Source organism: Lacicoccus qingdaonensis (assembly GCF_900101075.1).
Lineage (GTDB): Bacteria > Bacillota > Bacilli > Staphylococcales > Salinicoccaceae > Lacicoccus > Lacicoccus qingdaonensis.
Map to the genome: position 1 here is coordinate 26,092 of NZ_FNFY01000007.1, position 25,416 is coordinate 51,507.

The 25,416-nt window shown below is 42.7% G+C and carries 30 protein-coding genes; 20 read left to right on the top strand and 10 right to left on the bottom strand.

Annotated elements, in window-relative coordinates; all coding sequences use genetic code 11:
• Positions 1 to 103 precede the first annotated feature (103 nt).
• Positions 104 to 1,435 (bottom strand): YjiH family protein, encoded by a 1,332-nt coding sequence (locus BLR15_RS05740; RefSeq protein ID WP_092985594.1) that lies wholly within the window; start codon positions 1,433 to 1,435, stop codon positions 104 to 106.
• Between the two features lie 202 nt (positions 1,436 to 1,637).
• Between BLR15_RS05740 and BLR15_RS05745 the strand changes: the two genes are divergently transcribed.
• On the top strand, positions 1,638 to 2,588 hold the full coding sequence (locus BLR15_RS05745) for a dipeptidase (RefSeq protein WP_092985596.1): 951 nt from the start codon (positions 1,638 to 1,640) through the stop codon (positions 2,586 to 2,588).
• An 18-nt stretch (positions 2,589 to 2,606) separates the two neighbouring features.
• Here the strand turns inward: BLR15_RS05745 and BLR15_RS05750 are convergent, their stop codons facing one another.
• Complete coding sequence (locus BLR15_RS05750) at positions 2,607 to 3,098, bottom strand: BAR domain-containing protein (RefSeq protein ID WP_092985598.1); 492 nt, start codon at positions 3,096 to 3,098, stop codon at positions 2,607 to 2,609.
• Positions 3,099 to 3,250: 152 nt separating this feature from the next.
• Between BLR15_RS05750 and BLR15_RS05755 the strand changes: the two genes are divergently transcribed.
• From BLR15_RS05755 to BLR15_RS05765, 3 genes are all read left to right on the top strand, one after another.
• Complete coding sequence (locus BLR15_RS05755; protein WP_281182359.1) at positions 3,251 to 4,360, top strand: MFS transporter; 1,110 nt, start codon at positions 3,251 to 3,253, stop codon at positions 4,358 to 4,360.
• Positions 4,361 to 4,386: 26 nt separating this feature from the next.
• Positions 4,387 to 4,665, top strand: coding sequence for a hypothetical protein (locus BLR15_RS05760; protein ID WP_092985602.1), 279 nt, complete (start codon positions 4,387 to 4,389; stop codon positions 4,663 to 4,665).
• Between the two features lie 95 nt (positions 4,666 to 4,760).
• Complete coding sequence (locus BLR15_RS05765; protein WP_245696635.1) at positions 4,761 to 5,951, top strand: DUF418 domain-containing protein; 1,191 nt, start codon at positions 4,761 to 4,763, stop codon at positions 5,949 to 5,951.
• Positions 5,952 to 6,019: 68 nt separating this feature from the next.
• Here the strand turns inward: BLR15_RS05765 and BLR15_RS05770 are convergent, their stop codons facing one another.
• The gene (locus BLR15_RS05770; protein WP_092985604.1) at positions 6,020 to 6,583 is read right to left on the bottom strand and encodes a histidine phosphatase family protein; all 564 of its coding nucleotides are present in this window, start codon (positions 6,581 to 6,583) and stop codon (positions 6,020 to 6,022) included.
• Between the two features lie 73 nt (positions 6,584 to 6,656).
• Positions 6,657 to 6,890, bottom strand: a complete 234-nt coding sequence (locus BLR15_RS05775) for a hypothetical protein (RefSeq protein ID WP_092985606.1) — start codon at positions 6,888 to 6,890, stop codon at positions 6,657 to 6,659.
• Positions 6,891 to 7,057: 167 nt separating this feature from the next.
• On the opposite strand from BLR15_RS05775, the gene BLR15_RS05780 reads away from it, so the two are divergent.
• Entirely contained in the window at positions 7,058 to 7,966 is a 909-nt protein-coding gene (locus tag BLR15_RS05780) for an alpha/beta hydrolase (RefSeq protein ID WP_092985608.1), read from the top strand.
• Positions 7,967 to 7,993: 27 nt separating this feature from the next.
• On the opposite strand, the gene BLR15_RS05785 is transcribed toward BLR15_RS05780, so the two are convergent.
• Complete coding sequence (locus BLR15_RS05785) at positions 7,994 to 8,191, bottom strand: hypothetical protein (RefSeq protein WP_092985610.1); 198 nt, start codon at positions 8,189 to 8,191, stop codon at positions 7,994 to 7,996.
• Positions 8,192 to 8,306: 115 nt separating this feature from the next.
• Between BLR15_RS05785 and BLR15_RS05790 the strand changes: the two genes are divergently transcribed.
• From BLR15_RS05790 to BLR15_RS05800, 3 genes are all read left to right on the top strand, one after another.
• The gene (locus tag BLR15_RS05790) at positions 8,307 to 8,933 is read left to right on the top strand and encodes a GNAT family N-acetyltransferase (protein WP_092985612.1); all 627 of its coding nucleotides are present in this window, start codon (positions 8,307 to 8,309) and stop codon (positions 8,931 to 8,933) included.
• A 32-nt stretch (positions 8,934 to 8,965) separates the two neighbouring features.
• On the top strand, positions 8,966 to 10,150 hold the full coding sequence (locus BLR15_RS05795) for a M20 metallopeptidase family protein (RefSeq protein WP_092985614.1): 1,185 nt from the start codon (positions 8,966 to 8,968) through the stop codon (positions 10,148 to 10,150).
• Positions 10,151 to 10,211: 61 nt separating this feature from the next.
• A complete protein-coding gene (locus BLR15_RS05800) occupies positions 10,212 to 10,394 on the top strand; it encodes a hypothetical protein (protein WP_092985616.1) in 183 nt (60 codons plus the stop codon).
• A 63-nt stretch (positions 10,395 to 10,457) separates the two neighbouring features.
• Here the strand turns inward: BLR15_RS05800 and BLR15_RS05805 are convergent, their stop codons facing one another.
• The gene (locus BLR15_RS05805; RefSeq protein ID WP_176754069.1) at positions 10,458 to 10,820 is read right to left on the bottom strand and encodes a c-type cytochrome; all 363 of its coding nucleotides are present in this window, start codon (positions 10,818 to 10,820) and stop codon (positions 10,458 to 10,460) included.
• Positions 10,821 to 11,074: 254 nt separating this feature from the next.
• Here BLR15_RS05805 and BLR15_RS05810 point away from each other — a divergent pair, with 254 nt between their 5' ends.
• Entirely contained in the window at positions 11,075 to 12,052 is a 978-nt protein-coding gene (locus BLR15_RS05810) for an acyltransferase family protein (RefSeq protein ID WP_176754070.1), read from the top strand.
• Positions 12,053 to 12,253: 201 nt separating this feature from the next.
• Here the strand turns inward: BLR15_RS05810 and rpsD are convergent, their stop codons facing one another.
• Both rpsD and BLR15_RS05820 read right to left on the bottom strand, forming a co-directional pair.
• The gene (gene rpsD, locus BLR15_RS05815; protein ID WP_092985620.1) at positions 12,254 to 12,856 is read right to left on the bottom strand and encodes a 30S ribosomal protein S4; all 603 of its coding nucleotides are present in this window, start codon (positions 12,854 to 12,856) and stop codon (positions 12,254 to 12,256) included.
• A 223-nt stretch (positions 12,857 to 13,079) separates the two neighbouring features.
• Positions 13,080 to 13,550, bottom strand: a complete 471-nt coding sequence (locus tag BLR15_RS05820) for a GAF domain-containing protein (RefSeq protein WP_092985622.1) — start codon at positions 13,548 to 13,550, stop codon at positions 13,080 to 13,082.
• Positions 13,551 to 13,655: 105 nt separating this feature from the next.
• Here BLR15_RS05820 and BLR15_RS05825 point away from each other — a divergent pair, with 105 nt between their 5' ends.
• The 3 genes from BLR15_RS05825 to thiI are packed head-to-tail and all read left to right on the top strand — an operon-like array spanning position 13,656 to position 17,736.
• Positions 13,656 to 15,350: a septation ring formation regulator EzrA gene (locus BLR15_RS05825; protein ID WP_092985624.1), complete on the top strand. Its 1,695-nt coding sequence runs from the start codon at positions 13,656 to 13,658 to the stop codon at positions 15,348 to 15,350.
• Positions 15,351 to 15,409: 59 nt separating this feature from the next.
• The gene (locus tag BLR15_RS05830) at positions 15,410 to 16,537 is read left to right on the top strand and encodes a cysteine desulfurase family protein (RefSeq protein WP_092985626.1); all 1,128 of its coding nucleotides are present in this window, start codon (positions 15,410 to 15,412) and stop codon (positions 16,535 to 16,537) included.
• Positions 16,534 to 17,736 (top strand): tRNA uracil 4-sulfurtransferase ThiI, encoded by a 1,203-nt coding sequence (gene thiI / locus BLR15_RS05835; RefSeq protein WP_092985628.1) that lies wholly within the window; start codon positions 16,534 to 16,536, stop codon positions 17,734 to 17,736. The genes BLR15_RS05830 and thiI overlap by 4 nt, the downstream gene beginning before the upstream one ends.
• A gap of 26 nt (positions 17,737 to 17,762) precedes the next feature.
• Here thiI and BLR15_RS05840 read toward each other — a convergent pair whose 3' ends face one another.
• A complete protein-coding gene (locus BLR15_RS05840) occupies positions 17,763 to 18,563 on the bottom strand; it encodes an NAD kinase (protein ID WP_092985630.1) in 801 nt (266 codons plus the stop codon).
• A gap of 86 nt (positions 18,564 to 18,649) precedes the next feature.
• Here BLR15_RS05840 and sppA point away from each other — a divergent pair, with 86 nt between their 5' ends.
• The 7 genes from sppA to BLR15_RS13990 all read left to right on the top strand — a co-directional run bounded on the left by sppA (position 18,650) and on the right by BLR15_RS13990 (position 23,517).
• The gene (gene sppA, locus BLR15_RS05845) at positions 18,650 to 19,654 is read left to right on the top strand and encodes a signal peptide peptidase SppA (protein ID WP_092985632.1); all 1,005 of its coding nucleotides are present in this window, start codon (positions 18,650 to 18,652) and stop codon (positions 19,652 to 19,654) included.
• 11 nt (positions 19,655 to 19,665) lie between these two features.
• Positions 19,666 to 20,259: an RDD family protein gene (locus BLR15_RS05850; RefSeq protein WP_092985634.1), complete on the top strand. Its 594-nt coding sequence runs from the start codon at positions 19,666 to 19,668 to the stop codon at positions 20,257 to 20,259.
• On the top strand, positions 20,234 to 20,731 hold the full coding sequence (tpx, locus tag BLR15_RS05855) for a thiol peroxidase (RefSeq protein ID WP_092985636.1): 498 nt from the start codon (positions 20,234 to 20,236) through the stop codon (positions 20,729 to 20,731). The genes BLR15_RS05850 and tpx overlap by 26 nt, the downstream gene beginning before the upstream one ends.
• A gap of 72 nt (positions 20,732 to 20,803) precedes the next feature.
• Entirely contained in the window at positions 20,804 to 21,718 is a 915-nt protein-coding gene (locus BLR15_RS05860) for a class I SAM-dependent methyltransferase (RefSeq protein WP_092985638.1), read from the top strand.
• Positions 21,719 to 21,726: 8 nt separating this feature from the next.
• Positions 21,727 to 22,920: an acetate kinase gene (locus BLR15_RS05865; protein ID WP_092985640.1), complete on the top strand. Its 1,194-nt coding sequence runs from the start codon at positions 21,727 to 21,729 to the stop codon at positions 22,918 to 22,920.
• A 161-nt stretch (positions 22,921 to 23,081) separates the two neighbouring features.
• Positions 23,082 to 23,357: a hypothetical protein gene (locus BLR15_RS05870; RefSeq protein ID WP_143003933.1), complete on the top strand. Its 276-nt coding sequence runs from the start codon at positions 23,082 to 23,084 to the stop codon at positions 23,355 to 23,357.
• The gene (locus BLR15_RS13990) at positions 23,350 to 23,517 is read left to right on the top strand and encodes a hypothetical protein (RefSeq protein WP_176754071.1); all 168 of its coding nucleotides are present in this window, start codon (positions 23,350 to 23,352) and stop codon (positions 23,515 to 23,517) included. Before BLR15_RS05870 ends, BLR15_RS13990 begins: the two co-directional genes overlap by 8 nt.
• A 53-nt stretch (positions 23,518 to 23,570) precedes the next feature.
• Here BLR15_RS13990 and BLR15_RS05875 read toward each other — a convergent pair whose 3' ends face one another.
• On the bottom strand, positions 23,571 to 24,080 hold the full coding sequence (locus BLR15_RS05875) for a universal stress protein (protein WP_092985644.1): 510 nt from the start codon (positions 24,078 to 24,080) through the stop codon (positions 23,571 to 23,573).
• Positions 24,081 to 24,239: 159 nt separating this feature from the next.
• On the opposite strand from BLR15_RS05875, the gene ald reads away from it, so the two are divergent.
• Positions 24,240 to 25,352 carry an alanine dehydrogenase gene (gene ald / locus BLR15_RS05880; protein WP_092985646.1) on the top strand — a complete coding sequence of 371 codons (1,113 nt, stop codon included), beginning with the start codon at positions 24,240 to 24,242 and terminating at the stop codon, positions 25,350 to 25,352.
• Positions 25,353 to 25,416 lie beyond the last annotated feature (64 nt).

The window sequence follows — 25,416 nt, forward strand, 5'->3', positions numbered from 1 at the left end:
CCTGCCAGTTCCATCTGCTGAAATCATCAGAGTCAAATAAAATAACCGTCACAAAAAGAGAGGACAAGATAATAAAATTCTTGTCCTCTCTTAAAATTTCATATTAAAAAACGATATGTGCAATCGCAATGATGATTGGTAATGTAATGGCTGTTCTCAGTAAGAAAATAATGAACAGTTTGCCAAGTCCGATTGGTATTTTGGAACCCAGGATAACTCCGCCGACTTCTGATAAGTAAATCAGCTGAGTGATACTCAGTGCGCCGACGACAAAACGTGTCATGTCGGAAGCGACGGTCTCAATTAAGATGGCTGGCAGGAACATATCTGTGAAACCGATGAACAGTGTCTCAGATGCCGCCTGCGCTTCTTCAATTCCTACAAGTTCCAGCAGTGGTACAAAGGGTGCACCGATCCATGTAAATACAGGTGTATATTCAGCGACGATCGTACCGAGTGTGCCGATTGCCATTACGATCGGCAGCACCGCAAACCACATATCCCCGACTGTCTTCAATCCGTCTTTCAGATAATCTGTAAAGCCATCAGCTTTTTCAGCTTTTTCCATAGCCTGGCGGTACCCCCATGTAAAAGGATTGTATCCTTCGGGTATTTCTTCATTCAGATCTCTGTCATCACGGTGATAAGTGTTTTCTATTCTGGACAGCGGCGGTATTCTCGGCATGATGAAAGCCGCAGCAAGGCCGGCGATCAATACTGTCAGGTAGAATACTCCGAAATAATTCATCAGACCGATCAAATCCAAAATGACGACTGTAAATGTGATGGAAACGACAGAGAAAGTTGTCGCGATGACTGTTGCTTCTCTTCTTGTATAATATCCATCTTCATATTGTTTACTACTTAGAAGTACACCGACTGTTCCGTCACCGACCCATGAAGCCAGGTTATCGACTGTGGAACGACCGGGCAGTGTGAATAAAGGTCTCATCACTTTTGTGAAAATCGCACCTATAAATTCAAGCAGACCGTAATTTAATAATAGGGGAAGCAGTATGCCGGCAAATAAAAACACCGATAATAATGTTGGCATCAGATCGTTAAGAATCATGCCGCCCGTGCCCATGGAAGTGACGACTTCAGGACCGATTTCAAAATAAGTCAGCAATACGAACACCGCACCAAGGAGTCTTGTTACGACCCATACCGGTGTGACTGAAAACATATCAGCCAGCATTATTGAATTCGGTTTATGTATCCAGCTGAATATGACAGTCAGGATGGCAGCCAATGTGATTATAATAGTAATAATGAGTAAAGCTGATTCATGCCCGAGTACATACAGTAATAACCCCGCCAAGTATGCGATCGGTATTGTCGTACCGCCGTCAGCATCTGTCAGAGGATATAAAAACATGAATACACCAATTAAAGATGGTATTAAAAATTTTAATAAAGTTGCAGTTTTGTTCATAAATATCCCTACCTTTAATTAAATTATACAATTCATAATTGTAAAGTAAACAGTGAAAATATAAGAAAACGTTTTCATTTCTCATTTACAGTTTATACTCTTCTAATATTAATTCAATCATTATTTTATAATGTATAAATATGTTTAAATTTTGCGAGAATTCCCGTTGTCTGTATAATATCTGGTGAAGGGGGAGTAATTAATGAAGATTATTGATACACATTGCGATGCGCTGTTGAAACTGCAGAGTGACAGCCGGTATTCAAGAGGATTTATGGATGAACATTCACCGCTGAATTTTTTGGATGCAAAAGAGATTGATACGAATTACAGGCGCTTGAGAGAAGGGGACGTGCAGGTTCAATTTTTTGCGATTTTCATTTCCCCAAAAGTGCCCGATAATGAAAAGTGGCAGCATGCGCTTGAACAGGTGGATGCTTTCTATAATGAAGTGCTCACCCAGGAAAATATGGTGCACATTAAAAATCTGAAAGAAGTAAAACAGCTGAAGCCGCACGAAACCGGAGCGGTTTTGACACTTGAAGGGTCGGATGCTTTCGGCAATGACCTGATGAAACTGCGGACACTGATCCGTCTGGGTGTGCTGTCTGTCGGCCTTGTATGGAACAACGCCAATCTGGTGGCAGACGGGGCAGGTGAAACAAGAGGCGCCGGTCTGTCGAATTTCGGCGCCGAGGTGATTGAAGTATGCAATGACAATGACGTACTCATCGATGTAAGCCATTTAAATATTCCGGGCTTCAACGATATTATAGATAAAGCGGCCAGAGTATTTGCAAGCCACTCCAACGCACGGGGCATTTTTGATCACCCGCGCAATCTGACAGATGAACAGATTAAGAAAATCATCGACAGAAACGGCATGGTCAATATCGTTTTCTGTCCGATGTTCATCAATGAAGGCGCGCTTGAAATCGACGATCTGTTTCCCCATATCGACCGCATCATAAAACTCGGCGGCGCGGACCATATCGGCATAGGTTCGGACTTTGACGGCATTAACACATATGTAAACGGCCTGCGGCACGCAGGCGAATTCCAGAACCTGGTCAACAGACTTCAGGAACGATATGGTACAGAGTTCACTGAAAAGATGACCCACCGTAATTTCATTGATATCTTCTGTGAATAAAAGGCCGCCTCCGGTCTTTTATTCATCTCTGATACGTTCGTACTGTTCTTCTATTTCATCGTATTTGGTGTCGATATTGTCCTCGAGCAACTGGATTTCTTCAAGATCTTCTTCGAATGATTCTGAAAAACTGTCATCATCCATAGGGTTGGATACATAGAAGTTCAAGTTGAATTCTCCGTAGCGTTTCGTCAATGTTTCCAGAGTATTGATGTAGTCAAGCATGGACTCCTGAAGTTCCAGATGTTCGGTACTGCCGAACTCATAATTATTGATTACCGATTTGAAGTCATCGAATTTTGGCACCAGGTTATTATAATAAATGTCCACCTGGCTTTCACGGTCATCCGAATTTCTGATATCCTCCAGTTCACGTTCCATGTCATTTCTCAGCTCTTCATGGTTTCTGCTGAATGCTTCATACAGACTTTCCAGATCATCACTTTCATTGTCGCCGCAGCCGATCAATATGAAACTGACTGCCGCCATCAGAAATATTAATTTTTTCATGGAACACCTTCCTTTATTCTATTTTAACATGATTGAATATTAGATTAAGTTTTATTTGCCTCATAAATATTGTATAATACTCGAGTTGGTTATTTTTAAAGGTTTAAGGTGATAATGTGAATAAAAAATTATTGGTCACTTTTACAGTTGGGGTGTTTTTACTCGGAATGATGGAGTTGATCATTTCCGGTATATTGGAATTGATGAGTGATGACTTGGGAATCAGTGTTGCTGTTACCGGCCAACTGATCACTGTTTATGCAGTAAGTTTTGCAATATTCGGCCCGGTGCTCGTTAAACTGACAGAGAAATATAAGCCGAAGCCTGTCATTTTAATTTCTTTGATTGTCTTTATATTCGGTAATGTCATTTTCGGATTATCCGAAACATTCCTGATGCTGGCACTCGGCAGAGTGATGACGGCAATGGCGGCAGCCATTTTTATCGTCAAGATTTTGGATATGACCGTCGTATTGTCTGAGCCGAGTATCAGAGGGAAAATGATTGCGCTTGTATATATGGGTTTCTCTGCAGCCAATGTTTTCGGGATACCGATAGGTACTTTGGTCGGTACGCTGTTTGGCTGGAGAATCATATTCCTGCTGGTCATCGTGCTTTCGATACTTGTAGGTTTCGGCCTGATTTTGCTGGTGCCGGATAAGGAATCTGAGAGTAAGGAAAGTCCAACGAAAACGAAGATCATGAACATGAGAAATGTGGTGCTGTATATTGGTGTAACGATGTCGGTGCTGATCGGTAACTACATAGTACTTGGATATATTTCTCCGCTGATGACTTCAAACGGATTTACAATAGAAAATGTCTCCATTGCTCTGTTTATCGCCGGGGCAGGCGGAATGGCAGGTACAGTGCTCGGCGGAAATCTCGTTGACAGGTTCGGTTCCAGAAGGACAATCATCACGATGATGATTTTATTTTCACTGACGATGCTTGCGATGCCGCTGTTATACAGCACGCCGATTCTGTTCTATGTCAATCTGTTCATATGGAGTCTTTTCCAGTGGAGCACAAGTCCTGCTGTCCAGGCAGGTCTTGTGGACAATGTCGAAGGTTCGGCTGCGAGCGTCTTCAGCTGGAATATGTCGGGCTTGAACCTCGGTATCGGCATCGGTGCCGTCATCGGCGGTATTTTCATCAGCCGTTTTGATATCAGCTTTGCGCCTTGGCTCAGTTTCTTCATTATATTGTTTGGACTGACATTCGCTATATTAGTAAAAGAGGATAAAACACTGTATAATTAAGTTGAACGAGAAGCGAGGGATGTTTTATGATACTCAGAATTATTATGTATATAGGATTTGCATTCCTATCTATATTTTTATTAAATTACTTTGAGCTTGCCAATATCGAGTTCACGATAATCAATGTGCTGATTGCAGTCGGATCGCTCATAGCACTTAATATCCTGTATTCGATATTCACACGCTTTCTAAGAGTGCTGGTCTTTGCATTCGTATTTCTTCCGGTAATCGGTCTGATCGTCTACTACGTATATGCATACTTTACAGGACAGTCGGTGGATCTGGCATCTTTGGCAGTGTGGTAAAAAGAACTGAACAGTTTAATCGACTGTTCAGTTTTTTATTTCACATTGGGAAGGAACCGATTCAATGATTACACAATTAAACAGAGGTGAGTTTTTTGAAGAGTAACTATCAGCCGATTTCATATTCGGAAAGAATTCATGAAATCGACGGCATCAGAGGTTTTGCGCTGCTCGGCATATTAATGATGAATATTATGTCCTTTGCGACACCGGTTGTGCAGGACGGCATGGAGCAGAGGGTGACGGAGAGATTTACAGGACAGTATAACGAATGGACGATATTCTTCATCAATACTTTTGTCACAACGAATTTTTATACGATGTTTTCATTCTTATTCGGCCTCGGATTTTACATATTTTTAACCAGGGCAGAGAATAAAGTCCAGTCGGTCAATGTATTGTTCATGCGCCGCATGGGCATGCTCCTGATATTCGGTATACTGCACGGTGTACTGTTATGGTACGGGGATATTTTATGGACATATGCGGTGACAGGCATTCTGTTATTATTTTTCTATAAGCTGCGTCCGAAAATCAATCTGATCATCGGCGTATCCATACTGGGTGTTTTCACCGTGTTTCTGCTGCTGATGTCAATTCTGCTGTTCGCAGTGAATTTACCTGTAGAAGGCGAATTCCCGCTTCCGTTTGATATGACGGAGACGATTCATGGAGGCAGCTATTCAGAACTTATTGCTTTGAACTCGACATTTCTCTGCATCAGTCTGATGAATATCATCTTCCTTGTACCGACAGTGCTGGCAGTCTTTCTGATTGGATTATATGCGGCACAAAGAGGCATCTTTAATAATCTTGAAAAAAATAAAGGTCTCATCAACAAAGTGGCTGCGGTCGGCCTTGGTGTCGGACTGCCGGTTAAAATATTGACGGGATACGCTGTGACTTATCAATCGCTCGATCCGGCATGGGCTATGCTTTCCACGCTCAGTTCGACGATGGGCGGACCGCTGATGTCACTCGGCTATATCGCATTATTTCTGATTATCGCGAGAAAACTTCCTGCAATCGTCAAAGTGCTGCAGCCCGTCGGCCAGATGGCGCTGACCAACTACATCATGCAGACCGTCATCATGCTGATCATCTTTTACGGCTTCAACCTGTTCAACCGGGTGGATGCGGTCTACTTCATACCGATAGTGCTGGCGGTATTCGCAGTTCAGGTTATATACAGTTATTTCTGGATGAAAGTATTTAAGTTCGGTCCCCTTGAATGGATATGGCGGACAGTCACATATTTGAAAGTACTTTCGATAAAAAGACGTTAGACTATATTATTAGACATAAAAACGGCTGTATGGAATCGAACAATTCCATACAGCCGTTTTAAACTTATCTATACCAGTGTACTCACATTGTAGTCCAGCACTTTCCACTTATTGTTCTCCGGTTCGAGGACACTTAAAGAACAGTTGTCGAGTTTGGTGAAAACCATATGTACCTCGTCCGTATACAACGAGAGGATGGACTTTATTGTTCGGGAATGTGCTGTAACCAACACATTTTCATCCTTGTGGTTGTCCTCAATATACTGCATCACTGCTGCTGCTCTTTGAGCCAGTGAATCGAATGTTTCGACACCGGGAATGTCGCCTTCCGGGTATTTCAAGCGGATATTTTCAATATGTTCCCCTTCAAAAGGGCCGAAATACTGCTCCTTCAACTCATCCATTTTATGAATTTTTAAATCGTGGTGTTCATTGATGATTTCAGCAGTGGCATAAGCACGCGACAACGGACTTGAAAGTATCACATCAAACTTTTCATCTTTAAAAAATTCAGATGCATTTTTTGCCTGTAATAGTCCCGCTTCATTGAGCGGAATATCACTCGCCCCCTGTAAACGCAATGATTTGTTATATTCAGTCAATCCATGACGAATCAAAAAAACCTTTCCCATCTACGTCACCCCAAATTAATATTGTATAACTACATGATAACACTATCATTTGAATTTCAAATCCTTTTATCGTTTACTGATTCAGGAAATGAATGATTTTATCGATGACTTCTTCTTCAGCGGTATGATAGGACGGTTCTGTTAAAATGTCACCGCGTTTTGAAATGGTCAATTTGTATTTATTTTCTGCCTGTCTCATGATCCTGAATTTTATATTGTCTTTGGACAATGTGGCGATAGAGGTGCCCGGCAGCGCTTTAAATCCGTTATCTTTTGCAAATCTGGTTATTTTTCTCATTGTTCTCATTGTTCATGGCTCCTTCATCAATTCTTTTCCTTATTCACAATGTTATCATGTCGGTTATTTAAATGCCCATGAGAACAAGGTTTGTCTTTTGTGCCTTCATAATACTATATGATAATATTGTAGTTGATAAATAGAGTTGGTTTTTAATTGATGAGAGGGGAAAATTGATGAATTTACAAAGTTTTTATATAGGCGATCATCATGCTGAAGTGACGATGATGCTCGGAGCAAGGGAAAAAACATCAAAAGGGCATCCTGCAGTAGTAATCTGTCCCGGCGGGAGTTATATGTACGTATCGAAAAGGGAGGCGGAGCCGATTGCCTACCAGTTTCTCGCACAGGGCTACCATGTGTTCATATTGAATTATTCGACGATCGGCAGTGCGATTGAAAAAGAGGGCAGAACGCCATCGCGTGATGAACTTTATCAGCTTGCAAGTATGGTCGAAGATGATAAGGAACTCGGTTCTGAGTTTCCGACACCGCTGACAGAACTTGCAGCGACGATGACGTTCATACGGGAAAATTGCCACGAGTTTAATATTGATCCGGACCGTATAGGTGTGGCCGGATTTTCAGCAGGCGGCCATCTGACTGCAAGCCTCGGCGTGCATTGGTCGAGTGAATGGCTGAAAGAAGCCGTTGGAACAGAGAACAGATGGTTCCGTCCGAATTTCCAGGTGCTCAGCTATCCTATACTGGACTATATGCTGAATAAAGAAATTGCGGAGGAACGGGGTATGGGTGACCCGCGGTTTATGGAAATGGCATCCAGAATGATCTATGGTGCAGAACCGGATGAAGAGATTGTCCGTCTGAGCCGTTTGAAAGATTATGTGTCCAAAGACACACCGCCGACATTCATATGGCACACGATGGAAGATGAACTTGTATTCATACAGAACTCCCTGGATTTTGCCAAGGCGCTGGATAACCACCGGGTCCCCTGGGAACTTCACACATTCCAGCATGGTGAACACGGTCTCAGTCTCGGCACGGAACTCACAGGGAAAATAGACGACAGGGCGAGCCGGTGGCTGGATCTCATGTTCAGCTGGCTGAAGGTGAATGTATAAAAAAAGAAGACACTTTCAGTGTCTTCTTTAATTCAATTCATATATCCGAAATCTTTCTGTATGATGCGGATAGATGAACTCAATCATTTTCTGCCCGGTATGTTTTGAATGGCTTTCTTTTTTAATATAGTGCTGTTTAATATATTCAGTATCACGCTGATTTGAAACCAGGTGATAACGGGTCTTGTTATTCTTGGTGTCACTATACTTGACTATGATTGTCATGATACACCAACTCCTCGTAATTACTATAACCCTTGTGCATAAATGTAAACGTATTTCGTAAAGATTTTATTAAATTGTATTAAAGTTGTAACTTATTCAAAAATGGGGTGAACCGGTGAAAGTAAGAAAACTGACTGTTGATGATCTGAATGACATTATGACATTGCAGACACTCGTATATGAAGATCTGCAAAATAAGATGATACTGGAAACGATAGATGAACCTGAATTTACAGAGATGATAGAACAGGGTTTCATCATAGGTGTGTTCGAAGAGGAAGATTTGAAAGCCATCCGTGCGATGTATATCCCGCCAATCGACGATCCGGAACATCTGGCTGAAGACGGCGGAATCAAGGACAGAGAAGAAGTCATCTACTCTGAGATTTCCTTTATCCATCCGGACTGCAGAGGACAGGGGCTCCAGACGAAACTGGGGAGGCAGCTGGTCGAGCGTGTACAGGCGGACGGCCGGTTCAAACATATTTTAACGACTGTGCTGCCGACGAATATTCCGAGCCTGAAGGATAAGTTCAGACTGGGCTTTAAAATAGTGAATACAAGAATCATGTACGGCGGAAAATATCGCCATGTCATGCAGTTGAATTTGAACGAACCGCTTGAAGCAGCGGGTGAAAAGAAGACAGTGGATTATAAAAACATCGAGTGGATGCTCGACCACGGCAAAGATTATATCGGTTTTGATTTTGACGGTGAAAATATCGATTATTATTTAAAATGAAATGCCAGTGATGATAAAAGGGGAGGATCATAATGGATTTTAATAAGATTGTAGAAGATGCCATTCAATTCAGAAGAGAACTTCACAGATTCCCGGAACTGAGTGATGAAGAATTCAATACCTCAAAAAGGATACAGGAACAACTGGCCGAACTGGACATCCCTTTTGAAACCGGTTTTGCAGGAACGGGGGTACTCGGTATTATCGAAGGCGCGCATGACGGCGGCATCGTCGGACTCCGTGCCGACATTGACGCTTTGCCGATCCATGAAACTTCAGGTGTCGGATACAGCTCGGAAGTCGACGGTGTGATGCATGCGTGTGGACACGATGTGCATACATCCATGCTGATTGCGACAGCAAAAGTACTGCTTAATCGACGTGAAGAGATGCATGGCACAGTACTGTTGATTTTTCAGCCGGCCGAGGAAAAGTCACCGACCGGCGGTTCGCAGCGGATGATGGATGAAGGTGTATTTGATGGCAGAGAACCGGATGTCCTGATTGCCCAGCACGTCTGGCCGTCGATTCCTGTTGGCAAATTCGGAATCATGTCCGGGCCGATCATGGGGAACTCCGACCGTTTCAAACTGATAATCAAAGGTTCGGGCGGACATGCTTCCATGCCTCACGATACAGTGGATGCCATTATAGTCGGTACACAGGTAATCAATGCCCTGCAGACAATCGTCAGTAGAAATTCAGATCCGTATGAACCATCCGTTGTTACTGTGGGCAAGTTTCAGGCAGGTACACAGCATAATGTCATTGCTGAAACAGCTGAAATAGTGGGGACCATACGGACGCAGTCCAATGGTATGAAAACTATGATTAAAGAAAGATTTCACAACATAGTTGAAAATGTTGTCGAAGCGATGGGGGCTTCTGTTGAAATAGAATATTTGGACGGCTATCCAGCGACGATCAGTTCAAAAGAGTGGGCCCACCAGATGCGGCAGACTGCAGTAAATCTGTACGGTGAAGAAGCGGTGCCCGATTACCGGCCGAGCCTTGCTGGAGAAGACTTCGGCAGATTTCTGCTGAAATACCCGGGCGTATACTACTGGCTCGGCACTTCGGTCGGAGAAGGTCAGAAACCACTTCACAACCCGTCTTTCAAAGTAAATGAGGATGCGTTCAAATACGGTATCGACGTAATGAGCCAGGGCGCAATCGATACTTTGACCAGGCTGAAAGAAAACAAGTCGATTAAGTAACCGCAGCTGTCAATTTTATGATAGTATTAAAAATGATATTTTGAAGATAAGAGGTTGGATTATGAATAAGATAGAGATTGTTTACACGTCGGGTAAAAAAGAGATTTTCGAGACGGAGAAATATACTGCAAAGACTCTGCAACAGGAACTGGAATTTGCATATGCCCACAAGAAATCGTATATGGAAGTGGATGGTTTTTCACTTTTTCCCAATCTGGTAAAAGAAGTAAGTGCAGTAAAATGATTAAAAGAGAGGCGGCCCGGCCAAAAATCAGGCTGTCTCTCTTTTTCGGTAAGTAAATACGGCCTATTCAGACCACATGTCATACATCGCGGTCAACTCTTCATCACTCACCTGATCCTCGCTGAATGCAGGCATGGAGTTTTGACCGTTTCTGACGATGTCTGTAAATTCCTCTTCACTTAAAGAAGTGCCGTCCAAAGCTGGTCCCATGCCGCCCGAGAAGTCTTCACCGTGACAGGAAGCGCATGAACTCTGAGCAACACCTTCTGCATCGACATCGCTTGTTGAAGCACTTTCATCAGTGCCTTCTTCTGCTGATTCTTCCTCTGTTCCAACATCATCAGTCTCTTCAGTATCACCGCCGCATGCACCAAGAACCAGCACTAGAGAGAGACCGCCTGCCATCAAATACTTTTTGATATCCATAATTTCACCTCCCCGGATAGAAAGTGCATTACAAGTTAAATATATCACAAAGTAAAATATTAACAAATAAGACCTTGTTCCTATTTTTTGTCTGGGCTTTTTTAATGGACTGTGGCGAATGTACCATTTACATATGGCTGCTCTTCGGTCCGAAGGCTGAATAATAACTGAAAAAAAGGCTATGATAGGATTTATTGTCACAGTATAGAAATTAATATATGATTACGATACACATTAATCTCAAGGAGCCGAACATGAAGAAGCGTAATCATAATATTGACATCATAAAGGGATTGGCAATCCTTGCTGTCATATTAATTCATAGTTTAACTGAGGAAATGCTGCTTGCCATTTTATCTCCCTTTTACATCTGGCAGGCTGTACCGGTATTTATGTTGCTTGCAGGGTATAACACCGCTGCATCTTTTCAACGGAGAGGTTATGTAAGTCTGAATCAGTTTTATAATTTTTCATTTCTTTACAGTAAGGTTGAAAGACTGCTTTATCCTTTTCTTTTTATATGGATTATACAAGTCATAGCCCATTTTTTATTTCTGGATGGATTGAGTTTTACACATCTGATTACATCTTTGTTTACCGGCGGATGGGGGCCCGGCAGCTACTTCATCCTTATAATTATACAGGCGACCTTGATCTTACCTTTAATATACATGCTGGTTAAAAAGAATCTGACTGTCGGAACGATTGTTTTATTCTTTATCAGTATATTGATAGATGCATTCTGTATGTTAATTGATGTGCCGGGCAGTGTTTACAGAGTAATAGTCGTCCGTTATTTATTTGCTTTGGTTTTAGGGGTCTGGTTAGCTCTGAATCCTAAAAAGATAAACTATAAATGGCTGATTCCTATAGCAACTGTAAGTGCAGTTTATATAGCGGGTGTGTATTATCAGGAATGGAACTTTTTCATTGAAAGATATTGGCAAAGCCAGCATGCACCGTCTTATTTTTGGACGTTATTACTGATTGTGATTGGATTGAATGCCTATCAATTCAAAGCGGATAATCCTGTCACCGGATTAATCGTTAAAATGGGGAAAGCTTCCTATCATATATTTTTGGTTCAGATGTTCTATTTCTGGCTGATTGCAGACAGCATCAGTAATTTGCCGCTGATTATTTATATATTATTAAGTTTAATAATCTGTATCATTTTCGGCCGATTATTCTTCTACGCCGAAAACAGTATTAGAAAAGCACTGAAAAATTAAATCTATTGAGCAGGGGTATCGATCCGGCTCATAACAAACCCCTTCTGTTAGCAGAAGGGGTTTTGTCTACAATTACTGTCTGACTATTTTTATCAGTCGCAAAAGTTATATAAAGATAATAGGGGATTAAAAAAGGCATAATAAAAGACCGGCAGCATTGAAAAATCAATGTCTGCCGGTCTTTGTAATGGTAAATGCTTATTATCTTGAGTAGTACTCAACGATAAGCTGTTCGTTGATTTCAGCCGGAAGTTCTGAACGTTCAGGGAAGCGTACGAAAGAACCTTCCATTTTTTCGTCATCGAAAGTTAAATAGTCAGGGATGAAGTTGTTGACTTCAACTGCTTCTTTAACGATGTCAAGGTTACGTGATTTTTCACGAAGACCGATTTTCTGACCTGGTTTCAGGTGGTATGAAGGGATATCCACACGACCGCCGTCCACTGTTACGTGGCCGTGGTTAACCAGCTGACGTGCCTGACGGCGTGTGCGTGCCAGACCCAGCTGATATACCACTGCATCCAAACGTGATGCAAGCAGAATCATGAAGTTTTCACCGTGAACACCTTTTAGTTTACCAGCGCGTTCGAAAATTGTGCGGAACTGACGCTCATTGATTCCGTACATGTAACGAAGCTTCTGCTTCTCCTGAAGCTGAAGACCGTATTCTGAAATTTTCTTTCTTTGTGTCGGACCGTGGTCACCTGGTGCATACGGACGACGCTCCAACTCTTTGCCCGTACCTGTCAGGGAGATACCGAGACGACGGGATTTTTTCCAGACTGAACCTGTAAAACGAGCCATAATGACTCCTCCTTATTGTGTTTTATTTATGCAATAAACATCATAAGGTAACAACCGCCCATATGGGTATATGATTTAAAGTGCCTTCGCCTCATAGCATTGGTTACGCAACACATACCAACTATCGGGAACCATATACTGGCATATAATGATTGTAAGCTACTTAATCCGTTCATTTACACAATAGCTTATTCTACATAATTCCTATGTAAAAGTCAAGGCGTTAAATGTATTTTTTCAACACATCCACAAAGGCGATCAATCCTGTGCGGTCTTCCTCACTGAACCTCTCATAGAAAGGTGAATCGATATCAAGAACGCCGATCGGTTCTCCGTCTTTATAAATAGGCACGACAATTTCAGATTTACTGTTGGCATCACACGCGATGTGGCCCGGGAATTCATTCACGTTATCAACGACGAAAACGTCATTGCCTCTGAATGCTGTGCCGCAAACGCCTTTCCCGTTATCAATTCTTACACATGCCGGCAGTCCCTGGAATGGTCCCAGCACAAGCTGGTTGGATTTCTCTTCAAATAAATAAAAGCCGACCCAATTTATATCTTTCAAATAGAAATTGAGCAGACTCGCAGCATTTGATAAATTTGCTATTCTGTCTGTTTCATCTTCGAGCAGGCTTTTCAAAGTCTTGTTTAATTGTTCGTAATCTGTAATATTTGTGGCTGTGAACATGTATAATCACCTTTATTCATCAATTTAATTATAAATTATATAATTATCTGTTTTTTGTTTCAAGCTTTTAGGCTATAATTAACTATATGTTTAGGAGGTAAGTATATGTGGGTCTATATTCTTATCGGAATAATAGTTTTGATAGCGATAGCGGTGGCTATTGTATTTTATATCAGAAACACAAAATTAGAGGACTTGAATAATAAATATCATCGTCTGGAAGAAGTTAAAGCACTGCCTTTTCAGGATGAGTTATTTAAAGTCAAAGATTTGAATTTACATGGTGAGGCAAAAGAACTTTATTCCGGGTGGCAGAAAGAATGGCAGTCTTCCTACAATGAATCGGTGGATGAGTCGAAATCATTGCTTGAAGACGCAAAATTGGATTTAACAAAGTTCAAGTTCAGTGACAGTAATGAGAAAGTGAAGCAGGCTGACAATACTATGGATTCAGTTGAAACCAAGTATGAGCAGTTGAGCGGTGAAATTGATGAATTGCTTGAGGCCAATGAAAAAGCGATGATCGCCCGGGCGGATGCTGAGAAGATTCACCGGGAAGCGAAAAGGGATGTACTTGCGAGTGCATATCAGTTTGGTGAGGCCAAGGGCCCGCTTGAAGAACTCATTGACAGTTTTGAACCGGAAATAAACGAGTATGACCAGATGAAGAACGCCGGTAATTATGTCAGTGCGAACAAACACATAGAAGAAGTGCACAGCGATCTTGTAACATTGAAGGAAAATATGGACGATATCCCTGTGCTGATCAGGGAAGTCCAAAAGGATCTTCCTGCACAGTTCCAGGAAATCAGATTCGGCTGCCGTGATCTGAAAGCGGACGGCTATGATCTGGAACATGTCAGAGTTGAAAACAAATTATCTACATTAAAAGGGAAGTTGAACCTGGTTGAACCGCTGATTTCAAGACTTGATCTTGATGAAGCGCGTAAAATACTGGATGACATCAACAATAATGTGGATGATATTCTGGAACTCATCGAACTTGAAGTGAAGGCGAAAATCAAAGTGGATGAGGACCAGCCGCTCGTCACAGATGAATTGTTCCATGCAAGAAATTCGAACTATACACTCAGAACCGAAATCCATTATTTGAAAGACCAGTATTATATAAATGATACAGATATCCACTCCATTCAAAAATTTGAGCATGAGATAGAAAGCCTGGTGGACATATATGATGAGATTGTCACCGAGATGTCCAGGGCAAATGCCAGATACAGTGAAGTTGAAAACAGGATTTCCCATATCAAGGAACAGATCATCGGGATAAATGATGAGCAGGAGCAGATTCAGGAGCATCTGGTCGACTTGAGGGATGATGCTGAAGAGGCTCGTGAAAATGCTTATTATATCCAGGATAAAAAAGAGAATATATACCGCAGGCTGGTCGGCTCAAATCTGCCTGATGTACCCGAAAGGTTCGTCATATTGAAAAATGATCTTGATATCGATTTAAGAAACATCGAACAATACTTCAGTAAAAGACCTTTGAATGTACAGTACATCAAAGACAAAGTGAACCAGACCATGATTGAACTGAACAAGTTCGAGCAGGAATCATTTGAACTTCTGCGTGATGCAGAACTCACAGAAGTGATGATCCAGTACGGCAACAGATTCAGAAGAGATGATCACGATTTTGATGCCGAGGCGCGTGAAGCGGAAAGGATGTTCCAGGAAAGCAGATATAAACGCTCGCTGGAAATCATCAAGTCGGCACTTGAAAAAGTGGAGCCCGGCGCAGCAGACAAAATCGAAAATGAATATGACGACAAGTAGTTATTGAAGCGACTTAGAATATAATATTCTAAGTCCTTTTACATGAAAGGAGAAATTTGATGCATTATTTTGATAATGCTGCCACGACGAAACCGGATGAACAAGCACTGAATACATTCAATAAAGTGAATCAGAACTATTATTTCAACACGGCAAGCATACACAGTGCAGGGCGGGACAGTGAAAAGCTTCTGGAAGCATCAAGGAAGCAGGTTCTGGATATATTCGGACTGCCGAATCATCATTGCGTTTTCACTTCAGGTGCGACAGAGAGCAATAATATCGCAATCCAGAGCACGCTCAACAGAAAGAAGAGATTCGGCAGCACGATTCTCATCAGCCAGCTTGAACATCCGAGTGTGATCAACGTCGTCGATCATTACAGATCAGAAGGGTTCAACGTGAAATTTATAAAAACGACTGAACAGGGCAGAGTCGATGTGGATCATTTAAGAAAACTGATGGATGAAGACGTCATTTTTGTCACTGTAATGGCTGTCAATAATATCGTCGGTGCGGTTCAGCCGATTCAGGAGATTGCAGAGATTCTGAAAGGATTTCCCAAAGCACACTTTCATGTTGATGCCACCCAGGCGGTCGGCAAGGTGGAAATCAATTATGAAAATGTCGATACGCTGAGTATTTCAGGACATAAATTTCACGGCGTAAAAGGTTCCGGTGCTTTGATCACCAGGGAATTGAAGACGATGCCGCCGATTTTCTTCGGAGGCGGGCACGAATATAATTTGAGAAGCGGTACGGTCAATCTGCCCGCGGTTGCGGCGATGGCCAAAGCTTTGAGGCTGAGTCATGAAAATACCGATAATATCTCCGGTAAAATCGAAGAATACAACCAGTCGATCAGAAATGCTCTGGCAGAGCATCGATCAATCGTCATACAGCCGGGTGATGTTCCGCACATATTAAATTTGTCATATGTGGGTGCGAAGGGTGAAGTCGCAGTGAATGCACTGTCTGAAAAGGGTATTATGGTATCGACGACGAGCGCATGTGCATCAAAGCTTGCAACGTTGAATGAAACACTGACAGCGATGGGACAGAGTGTGGATGTCATCAACGGCAGCATCCGGATTTCCATGTCGAAAGATACCGAAGAGAAAGATGTCGATATGCTGATAAAGGGATTAAAAGAGGTATATGAAGAAATAGGAGATGTTTTAATATGAAATACGATCACATATTGATCCGCTACGGTGAAATGACTTTAAAAAGCAGAAACAGAAAAATGTTCGTCAGTGCTCTGAGAAAAAGGATGAACAGAGCGCTAAGAGGCATGGATGTGCATATAAAATCGAACAGGGACCGTGCCTACATTGTCATCAATGATGAGGATGCATACGAGGTCATTGATAAATTGAAACTCATCAGCGGCATTTTAAGCGTGTCGCCTGTAGTCAGAATAGATAAGACGGAAGAAGCGATGCAGGAAACTGCACTCCTTTTTGCAAATGATTTTGATGCAGATAAGACATTTAAAATAGAAGTCAAAAGGGGAGATAAGACGTTTCATTTACAGACGCATGATATACAACATCTGCTCGGAGGACATATACTGGAAAATACAGACCATCTGACCGTCAATGTCAGGCAGCCCGATCACCAGATTACGGTTGAAGTGCGTCTGGATGCGATCTATATGTATCACGATTCAGTAAAATGTCTCGGCGGACTTCCGCTTGGAACCGGCGGCAAAAGCCTCCTGATGCTTTCAGGCGGCATCGATTCGCCGGTGGCCGGTCTCGATATAATGAGAAAAGGTGTGGAAATCGAAGCGGTGCATTTCCATTCTCCGCCTTACACGAGTCCACAGGCGACGGATAAGGTCAAACAGCTCGTCGATATCATGAGCGGGCGGACAGGGTTCGATATTAAACTGCACATCGTGCCGTTTACAGAGCTCCAGACGACTTTATATGACCGCATACCGGACAATCTGTCTATGACTTCTACAAGACGGGTGATGCTGAGGATCGCAGAAAAACTGGCTGCAAAAATTGATGCGGAAGCGGTCATCAACGGGGAAAACCTCGGGCAGGTCGCTTCACAGACGCTGACAAGCATGTATGCAATCAATGAAGTGACGAACCTGCCGGTGCTAAGACCACTGCTTACACTCGAGAAGAATGACATCGTCAATATGTCAAAGCGGTTCGGCACATATGAAACATCGATTCTGCCGTTTGAAGACTGCTGCACGATATTCAAGCCGAAGTCGCCGAAGACGAAACCGTCACTTGAAAAAGTGAAGCATTTTGAAGAGCGGGTGGATTTTGAACCGTTGATAGATAGAGCGGTCGCCGGTATTGAAACATATACACCATCTGCGAATAAAGAGGCAGCTGCGGAATTTGAGGAATTATTATAATGGACAAAAAAGAAACTTCCTGTTTTTTACAGGAAGTTTCTTTGTGTCTTATGCCAGAAAGTATTGTTCGGCAGTCTTAATGTTTTGATGATCCTGTCCGCCACACGGATCTGTACCTGTTCCGTATTCTGCAGGCTGAGTGCCTCATTATCCAAAGACATGATCGGGTAGTAATCTTTGCTCTTATCAATCATCAATGTCAACGGACGGTCTTTATTCAGCAGAAAGCTTGTACCGAGCGTACGGTATTTATTGTTGTTGACACTGGCGAGCTCTGTGACCTGGATGGCTTTCACCAGGGGGTCGACTACCGCACCGCCAAGGGATTTGTTATATCCTGTGGAGCCGGTCGGTGTACAGACAAGGACACCGTCGCCGTGGAATTGTTCAAATAAAAAGTCATCTATATAAACATCCATCATGATGGTTTTGACGATGCTGGAACGGAGTGTGAACTCATTTAGACAGAAGCTCGGCTTGTTATCGTTGATCTTCACTTCAATCGCAGGATAATTGCGTACTTCCGTGTCTTCGGAAGTAAGTGCTTCTGAAATCAGGTGGCTGTTTTTATAATCGAAATCGACGTACATGTAATCATCTTCCTGAATTGCGATTCCTATATACACGCAGTCGTCCCTGAATCCGGTTTTTCTGACGGCCTGCAAAAACGTGCCGTCCCCTCCGATAGAAGCGATCAGATCCGCCTCTTCGCTCGTCTTCACTGTATGGATGCCCATATTATTAAATACTTCCATCAGGTCTTTTCTGATTCTCTCTGTATCTTTTCCAAAAGGGTCAAAGAAATAGACATTTTCAAACTTATTCATGCTTACCGCCCCTTAATCCTATTTGACTGTACCATCTATATGTTATCATAATATTGGCATAGGATTAAATATTAGGGAGTGTTTTTATGAAGCGTATAATAGCGGCAGTAATTGCTGCCACGCTGTTGGTTTTCGGTGTGTTCTTTTCAATTTTCACCAATTTATGGGCAAGTGATTTTCAGGAAACGGTCGATCAGTTTGCAGGAGGGGAGTTTCCGCCGACCCAGGTAGTGGAGCAGGGTGACCCGAACAGCAAAATTGCCATGATCAATATTGAAGGCACGATGGTGGATACTGGCAATCAGCAGAGCATGTTTGCGGCCCAGGAATACAATCACCAGCTGATCATCGAGTCTTTGAAACAGGTGATTGAAGACGACACCATTAAAGGCGTCCTGCTGAATGTGGATTCACCGGGCGGCGGTGTATATGAATCAGCGGAAATACATAAATATCTTGTACAGGCCAAGGAAGCCGGCAAGGTCATTTACAGCTCGATGGGCGGTATGGCTGCTTCAGGCGGTTATTATGTGTCCGCACCTGCCGACCAGATTTTCGCATCTGAAGAAACGATGACGGGTTCCATCGGTGTCATCATGCAGTCGATAAACTTCCAGCAGCTGGCTGAAGATCTCGGGATCGAGTTCAACAGTTATACCAGTGGTGATATGAAAGAGATGCTGAGTTCGACTAAAGACCCGACCGAAGAAGAGGAAAGATATGTTCAGGGCATGGTGGATTCCATGTTTGATGACTTTGTACAAGTGGTTGCAGACGGGCGCGGCATGAGTGAAGATGAAGTGAGGAATATAGCGGATGGACGTATCTATCTCGGTGAAGAAGCAGTCGACAACGGACTTGTGGACCAGCTCGGCCATATTGAGGATGCGACAGCCGCATTGAAAGAAGAAGTCGGCGGCAATCCGCAAATAATCGAATATGGCTATGCCAACAATTTTGCAGGTTTGAATTTAAGTTACGGTGCAAAAAGCATCTTCGGAGAGCTGACGGGTCAGAATGATATCGCGCGTGTTGAACAGCTGATCAACAACCGTCAGGGACTCCAGCCTATGTACCTGTATGACAGATAAGGAGGGATAATATGGAAAGTGCACAAAAAAATAATTTAAGATACCAGCCGGCAAAAAGTACTCTGGAAGATAAATTGGATTACATGTCCAGCGCATCTTTCATGAGCCGTGCAGTGGCATTTATAATTGATGGCCTGGCCATCTGGGGACTGAGCCAGATTATCATTTATCCGCTCGTACAGGTCATAGGTATAGGGGATATCTATTTTCTGACACCGATGCTGAGCATCGCAAACATCGCTTCAGGCGCACTTTATTTCCTGTACTTTATACTGATGACGTATTTCGCACAGGCGACGCTTGGTAAGATGATTACAGGCATTACGGTGGTCAGCGTGAATTCCGAAAAGCTGTCTTGGCCCCAGGTGATATTCCGCGAACTTGTAGGACGCTATATCAACAACTTTTTATGGTATCTGCCTTATCTGATGGTGCTGTTCCCCGAACGCCGTATCGGACTGCATGATTACTTTGCGGATACGTATGTGGTGAAGAATAGTTACTATCAGTATAAAAATGAAATTAAAGAGCGTATAATGAAAGATGAAGAAATTAAATATCAGGAGGATGATTTGTACAATGGTAGAAGTCACGTTTCAAGGTAATCCGGTCACAGTCAGTGGTAACGAAGTCAAAGTAGGAGATACTGCACCTGATTTTACGGTATTAAACAACAGTCTGGAAGAAGTGAGCCTTTCCGATTATAAAGGGAAGAAAAAATTGATCAGTGTGGTGCCTTCACTGGATACGGGTCTTTGCAGCACACAGACTAAAAAATTCAACGAGGATGCCGGCTCGGTGGACAACGCGGTCGTCATCACCATTTCAAACGACTTACCGTTTGCACAGGCAAAATGGTGTGCAAATGAAGGCATTGATAATGCAATTACTCTCAGCGATCACAAAGATCTGTCATTCGGCAAAAACTACGGTACAGTGATGGATGAGCTGAGACTTCAGGCAAGAAGTGTGTTCGTCATTGATGAAAATGATAAAGTCGTTCATGTCGAATACGTTTCCGAAGGTACGAATCCGCCGGACTATGATGCAGCGGTGGACGCTTTAAAATCTTTATAAGATATTTTATAATGTTTGAAAAGGGACTGTTCGACCTCGGGCAGTCCATATTTTTATGTGAGTGGGGATAAAATGGCAAAGAGTAATTTGGAAGAAATCTATCAGTTGATTGTAGACGAAACAGAAGCTGTCCTGAAAGACAACAGTGAGATTTCCAGAATTGAAGCATTGATGGAAGCTTTGCTGACACTTCAGATCGATGACGGTAAATATGAGTATGCAGATTTGAGGAAAGCGGTTCAATTTGCTTATCTGTATCAGCTGAATGAAGAGAGTGTTCAGGCGAACCATCAGCTGACGCCGGATTCCATCGGATATCTGATAGCGCATCTGGTCGGTCTGTTCAAAGAGAAAGATCATATCAACCTGCTGGATGCCGGCAGCGGGACAGGTCATCTGTCCATGACGGTCAAGGAACATGTGGATCAGGTTGATTTTCACGGTGTCGAAGTGGACCCTGTACTGTCACGCTTCAATGTCGCATTGTGTGATTTTCTGAAAGTGCCGATGGATATATACCCACACAATATCATTGAGCCTGCAAAGCTCACAAAAGCGGATATTGCAATCGGTGATCTGCCGATCGGCTATTATCCTCTGCCGGCTGAAGGTTTTACAACGGCATTCAAAGAGGGAAAAAGTTTTGCGCATCTGCTGATGCTGGAAGCGGCGATGGGTCATGTCGAGGATGACGGCATCGGTATCTTTGTAGTACCTTCTAATATTCTTGAAGAAAATAATGAAACAATCAAAGAGTTTATATCAACAGAAGCGACATTGCTGATGTTTTTAAATTTACCGGACACTTTATTCAAAACAGAAAATATGCACAAATCCATTATTGTATTGAAAAAAGGGTATAAACCGATAGAAGATATTGAAGTGCTGGTCGGTGATGTGCCGGATTTCAAAAATGCAGAACAGATGAAATTGTTCCTGGATAGAACGAACACATGGTACGAAACTTATACTAGTAAGAAAAAGTAGGTGGGATTGTGACGAAAATTATAGCGATGAATGCAGGGAGCTCCTCATTCAAATTTCAGCTTTTTGAAATGCCGGAAGAAGTTGAGATTGCAAAAGGTCTGGTTGAAAGAATCGGACTTGAAGGCGGTATATTTTCCGTAACTGTTGACGGCGAAAAGAAAGTCCAGGAGCGCGATTTTGATAACCATGAAGATGCCGTCAATGCCATGCTTGATGAACTGCTGAGATTAGAAGTGATTAATGATATTAATGACATCATCGGGTCCGGCCACAGAGTGGTCCATGGCGGTGAAACATTTGAAGATTCAGTATTGATCACTGATGAAGTTGTGGAAAAAATTGATGAACTGAGTGAGCTTGCCCCATTACACAACCCTGCAAACCTGATGGGAATAAACGCATTCAGAGAGCAGCTGCCGGATGTTCCGCACGTTGCAGTATTCGACACATCATTTCATCAGTCGATGCCTGAAAGTTCATACCTATACAGTTTACCTTACAGTTATTATAAAGAGTACGGCATCAGAAAATACGGCTTTCATGGTACAAGCCATAAATATGTGACCGGCAGAGCGAGTGAAATGCTAGGCAGGCCGCTTGAAGAGCTGAGACTGATCAGCTGCCACCTTGGGAATGGCGCAAGCATCGCAGCAGTGAAGGGCGGCAAGTCCATCGATACTTCCATGGGGTTTACACCGCTTGCGGGAGTGACGATGGGCACGCGTTCAGGCAACCTCGACCCTGCATTGATCCCTTATATTATGAAGAAGACCGGAAAAACGGCAACAGAAGTGCTGAATGTACTGAATAAAGAATCCGGACTGCTCGGAGTCAGTGGTTTTTCCAGCGATTTAAGAGATATAGAAGAAGAGGCTAAAAACGGGAATTCACGTGCAGAGCTTGCACTGGATGTTTTTGGAGAAAGAATCCATAAGTATATGGGATCATACGCAACCAGAATGGGCGGACTTGATGCGATTATCTTCACAGCAGGTGTGGGAGAGAACTCCGATGTCGTCAGAGCCAAAGTTGTTAACGGCCTTGAGTTCATGGGTGTTTATTTTGATGAAACGATGAATGATGTCAAAGGACAGGAGAAATTCATCAACCACCCATATTCACCGGTTAAAATTATAATCATCCCGACGAACGAAGAGCTGATGATTGCAAGAGATGTCATGAGAATTACAGGGATGGAATAAAATTATCACGTCTGTCAAACTTGTTTTGGCAGACGTTTTTTAGTTTATGGAGAAATTGAGCGAGTATACAATTAACGATCAGTCATCTACGAGAATATGTAACATGGGCCTTGATATTATTGGAAAAACGTTTTCAAAATATTTTAAGAGAGGGTATGGATATGAATAGAGAAGAGATCGTTAATATGTTTGAGAAAAGTATAGATGTGGACAGTGCTGATGCCGAGCAGAATTATTCCGAATGCAGTAAGGTGCTTGATAGAATCCTTTTGGAAGTTGAAGATTATAAGAAAAGCCTGGAAGCAAAAGGTATAGAATTACACGTGAACCGAAGTGAAAAGAATCTGCAGGCGACGGATTATGGCCTCGATACTGTAATCAATGTAGAGGGAATTAAAGAAAAAAATAGAAATTTTATTCAGAAAGAATATGGTTGAATTTGAACTGAAAGTCCGTGATACGGCTTATATTTTACCGGTGGATAAGGCGTCTGACGATGAGATTTATGTAGTGGAGGACACTCAGGAAATCAACAGCATGTCTTACGGTGAATTCATCGATATGGTCATGCTGAAACTTCTGGGTGAAGAAGAATAATAACCACAGGTTAAAGAAGACATTAAAAAAAGCCCCTTAGGGCTTTTTTGTTTTTACTCGACGTTCTCTTCGCTTTCAGAAACAAGTTCTTCTGTAGCGACAGTCGTTTCAAAGTCTTCTGGAATGTTTTCAGTTCTGACGACTAATACATCAATATGAGCATGTCTTACAATTGCTTCCGATACTGAACCAACGATGAAACGCTCTACTGCGTTCAGACCGGAGGAACCACATATGATGACGTCGGCGCCTGTTTTTTCAACTGCTTTTTTAGGAATGATCGCTTTTGGTGAACCGTAATCAATGATTTTATCCACTTCAGTGATCCCTTTTTCAAGAGCCAACGCTTCATAACCGTCTAATAACTTTTTGGCGAATTCATTCGCCCGATCTGAAATTGAACGGTCGTAGGCTTCAACTGATGCAAATGAGCGGGTATCAATAATGTTGATGATACTGAGTTTTGCATTATTACGCTTGGCTGCTCCCAATGCTTTGTGGAATGCCCACTCTGCTTCTCTGGACCCGTCAACTGCGATTAAAATGTTTTTGTATTCTACCATAATGTGAAACCCCTTTCATGTACGTTGATTGAATATATCTTCCTTATCTATATTATAACTTGTATTGTGAATATTGACAATAATCTCTAACTCTCAATCATGACGAATTTAAGAACTCGTGATACAATTGATTCAATTATAGAAGGGAGATGTTTTAGATTGATAATAGGTGTACCTAAGGAGATTAAGAATAATGAAAGCAGAGTAGGTTTGACACCTGGCGGGGTGCATGCATTTGTGACTGGGGGGCATACTGTAAAGGTGGAGTCCGGTGCAGGGTCTGCTTCTTATTTCGAAGATCAGGATTACATAGATGCGGGAGCTGAAATAGCAGGTTCTGCAGGCGAGGCATGGGATGCTGAAATGATCGTCAAGGTCAAGGAACCTTTGAAGGAAGAATACGATTTTTTCAAAGAGGGCATGATACTCTATACATTCCTTCACCTTGCTCCGGAAGTTGAATTGACTAAAGCTTTACTGGAAAAGAAAGTCGTTTCAATCGCATATGAAACAATCCAGGCACCGAACGGCTCGTTACCTCTCCTTGCTCCGATGAGTGAAGTTGCCGGAAGAATGGCAACACAAATTGGAAGCGAATTCTTACAGAAGACGAAAGGCGGTAAAGGTATACTGCTTGCAGGTGTCCCAGGGGTGGAACGTGCAACGGTGACGATCATCGGTGGCGGCATGGCCGGTACAAACGCTGCTAAAATGGCAATCGGACTTGGTGCAAGAGTCAATGTAATTGATCTCAATCCACAACGTCTGAGAGAGCTTGACGACTTGTTCGGTTCAGGCATCCAGACGATGATGTCATCACCGCTCAACATTTCCAACGCAGTTAAAGAAAGTGACCTTGTCATCGGGGCGGTACTCATCCCGGGTGCAAAAGCGCCAAAACTTGTCACTGAAGAAATGGTGAAAACGATGAACCCGGGATCTGTAGTCATTGATATCGCGATTGACCAAGGCGGTATTTTTGAAACGACGGATAAAGTCACGACGCATGATGACCCGACTTATATAAAACATGAAGTGGTTCACTACGCAGTGGCGAATATGCCAGGTGCAGTGCCGCGTACATCAACCATCGCATTGACAAATGCAACGATGAACCTGGGTGTCCAGATTGCGGGCAAGGGCTACAAAAAAGCTGCAGAAGACAATCCGATGCTGCTTGGCGGTTTCAACACGCTGGACGGCCACGTAACATACAAAGCAGTCGCTGAAGCGCAAAATCTTGAATACACAGACGTAACAGAATTACTGTAAACAAAAACCGGGCAGTCACCTGAAATAATGACTGCCCGGTTTTTAAATGATCACAGAAAAATGG

Excerpts from the sequence above, each read along its gene's own strand:
- BLR15_RS05810 (WP_176754070.1), top strand. The coding sequence starts at position 11,075 with ATGAAGAAGCGTAATCATAATATTGACATCATAAAGGGATTGGCAATC.
- BLR15_RS05750 (WP_092985598.1), bottom strand. The coding sequence starts at position 3,098 with ATGAAAAAATTAATATTTCTGATGGCGGCAGTCAGTTTCATATTGATC.
- BLR15_RS05775 (WP_092985606.1), bottom strand. The coding sequence starts at position 6,890 with ATGAGAACAATGAGAAAAATAACCAGATTTGCAAAAGATAACGGATTT.
- BLR15_RS05840 (WP_092985630.1), bottom strand. The coding sequence starts at position 18,563 with ATGAATAAGTTTGAAAATGTCTATTTCTTTGACCCTTTTGGAAAAGAT.
- BLR15_RS05875 (WP_092985644.1), bottom strand. The coding sequence starts at position 24,080 with ATGGTAGAATACAAAAACATTTTAATCGCAGTTGACGGGTCCAGAGAA.
- BLR15_RS05770 (WP_092985604.1), bottom strand. The coding sequence starts at position 6,583 with ATGGGAAAGGTTTTTTTGATTCGTCATGGATTGACTGAATATAACAAA.
- BLR15_RS13990 (WP_176754071.1), top strand. The coding sequence starts at position 23,350 with ATGGTTGAATTTGAACTGAAAGTCCGTGATACGGCTTATATTTTACCG.
- BLR15_RS05860 (WP_092985638.1), top strand. The coding sequence starts at position 20,804 with ATGGCAAAGAGTAATTTGGAAGAAATCTATCAGTTGATTGTAGACGAA.
- rpsD (WP_092985620.1), bottom strand. The coding sequence starts at position 12,856 with ATGGCTCGTTTTACAGGTTCAGTCTGGAAAAAATCCCGTCGTCTCGGT.
- sppA (WP_092985632.1), top strand. The coding sequence starts at position 18,650 with ATGAAGCGTATAATAGCGGCAGTAATTGCTGCCACGCTGTTGGTTTTC.
- tpx (WP_092985636.1), top strand. The coding sequence starts at position 20,234 with ATGGTAGAAGTCACGTTTCAAGGTAATCCGGTCACAGTCAGTGGTAAC.
- BLR15_RS05780 (WP_092985608.1), top strand. The coding sequence starts at position 7,058 with ATGAATTTACAAAGTTTTTATATAGGCGATCATCATGCTGAAGTGACG.
- BLR15_RS05870 (WP_143003933.1), top strand. The coding sequence starts at position 23,082 with ATGAATAGAGAAGAGATCGTTAATATGTTTGAGAAAAGTATAGATGTG.
- thiI (WP_092985628.1), top strand. The coding sequence starts at position 16,534 with ATGAAATACGATCACATATTGATCCGCTACGGTGAAATGACTTTAAAA.
- BLR15_RS05785 (WP_092985610.1), bottom strand. The coding sequence starts at position 8,191 with ATGACAATCATAGTCAAGTATAGTGACACCAAGAATAACAAGACCCGT.
- BLR15_RS05830 (WP_092985626.1), top strand. The coding sequence starts at position 15,410 with ATGCATTATTTTGATAATGCTGCCACGACGAAACCGGATGAACAAGCA.
- BLR15_RS05850 (WP_092985634.1), top strand. The coding sequence starts at position 19,666 with ATGGAAAGTGCACAAAAAAATAATTTAAGATACCAGCCGGCAAAAAGT.
- BLR15_RS05805 (WP_176754069.1), bottom strand. The coding sequence starts at position 10,820 with ATGGATATCAAAAAGTATTTGATGGCAGGCGGTCTCTCTCTAGTGCTG.
- BLR15_RS05745 (WP_092985596.1), top strand. The coding sequence starts at position 1,638 with ATGAAGATTATTGATACACATTGCGATGCGCTGTTGAAACTGCAGAGT.
- BLR15_RS05795 (WP_092985614.1), top strand. The coding sequence starts at position 8,966 with ATGGATTTTAATAAGATTGTAGAAGATGCCATTCAATTCAGAAGAGAA.
- BLR15_RS05740 (WP_092985594.1), bottom strand. The coding sequence starts at position 1,435 with ATGAACAAAACTGCAACTTTATTAAAATTTTTAATACCATCTTTAATT.
- BLR15_RS05820 (WP_092985622.1), bottom strand. The coding sequence starts at position 13,550 with ATGTTCACAGCCACAAATATTACAGATTACGAACAATTAAACAAGACT.
- BLR15_RS05825 (WP_092985624.1), top strand. The coding sequence starts at position 13,656 with ATGTGGGTCTATATTCTTATCGGAATAATAGTTTTGATAGCGATAGCG.
- BLR15_RS05800 (WP_092985616.1), top strand. The coding sequence starts at position 10,212 with ATGAATAAGATAGAGATTGTTTACACGTCGGGTAAAAAAGAGATTTTC.
- BLR15_RS05760 (WP_092985602.1), top strand. The coding sequence starts at position 4,387 with ATGATACTCAGAATTATTATGTATATAGGATTTGCATTCCTATCTATA.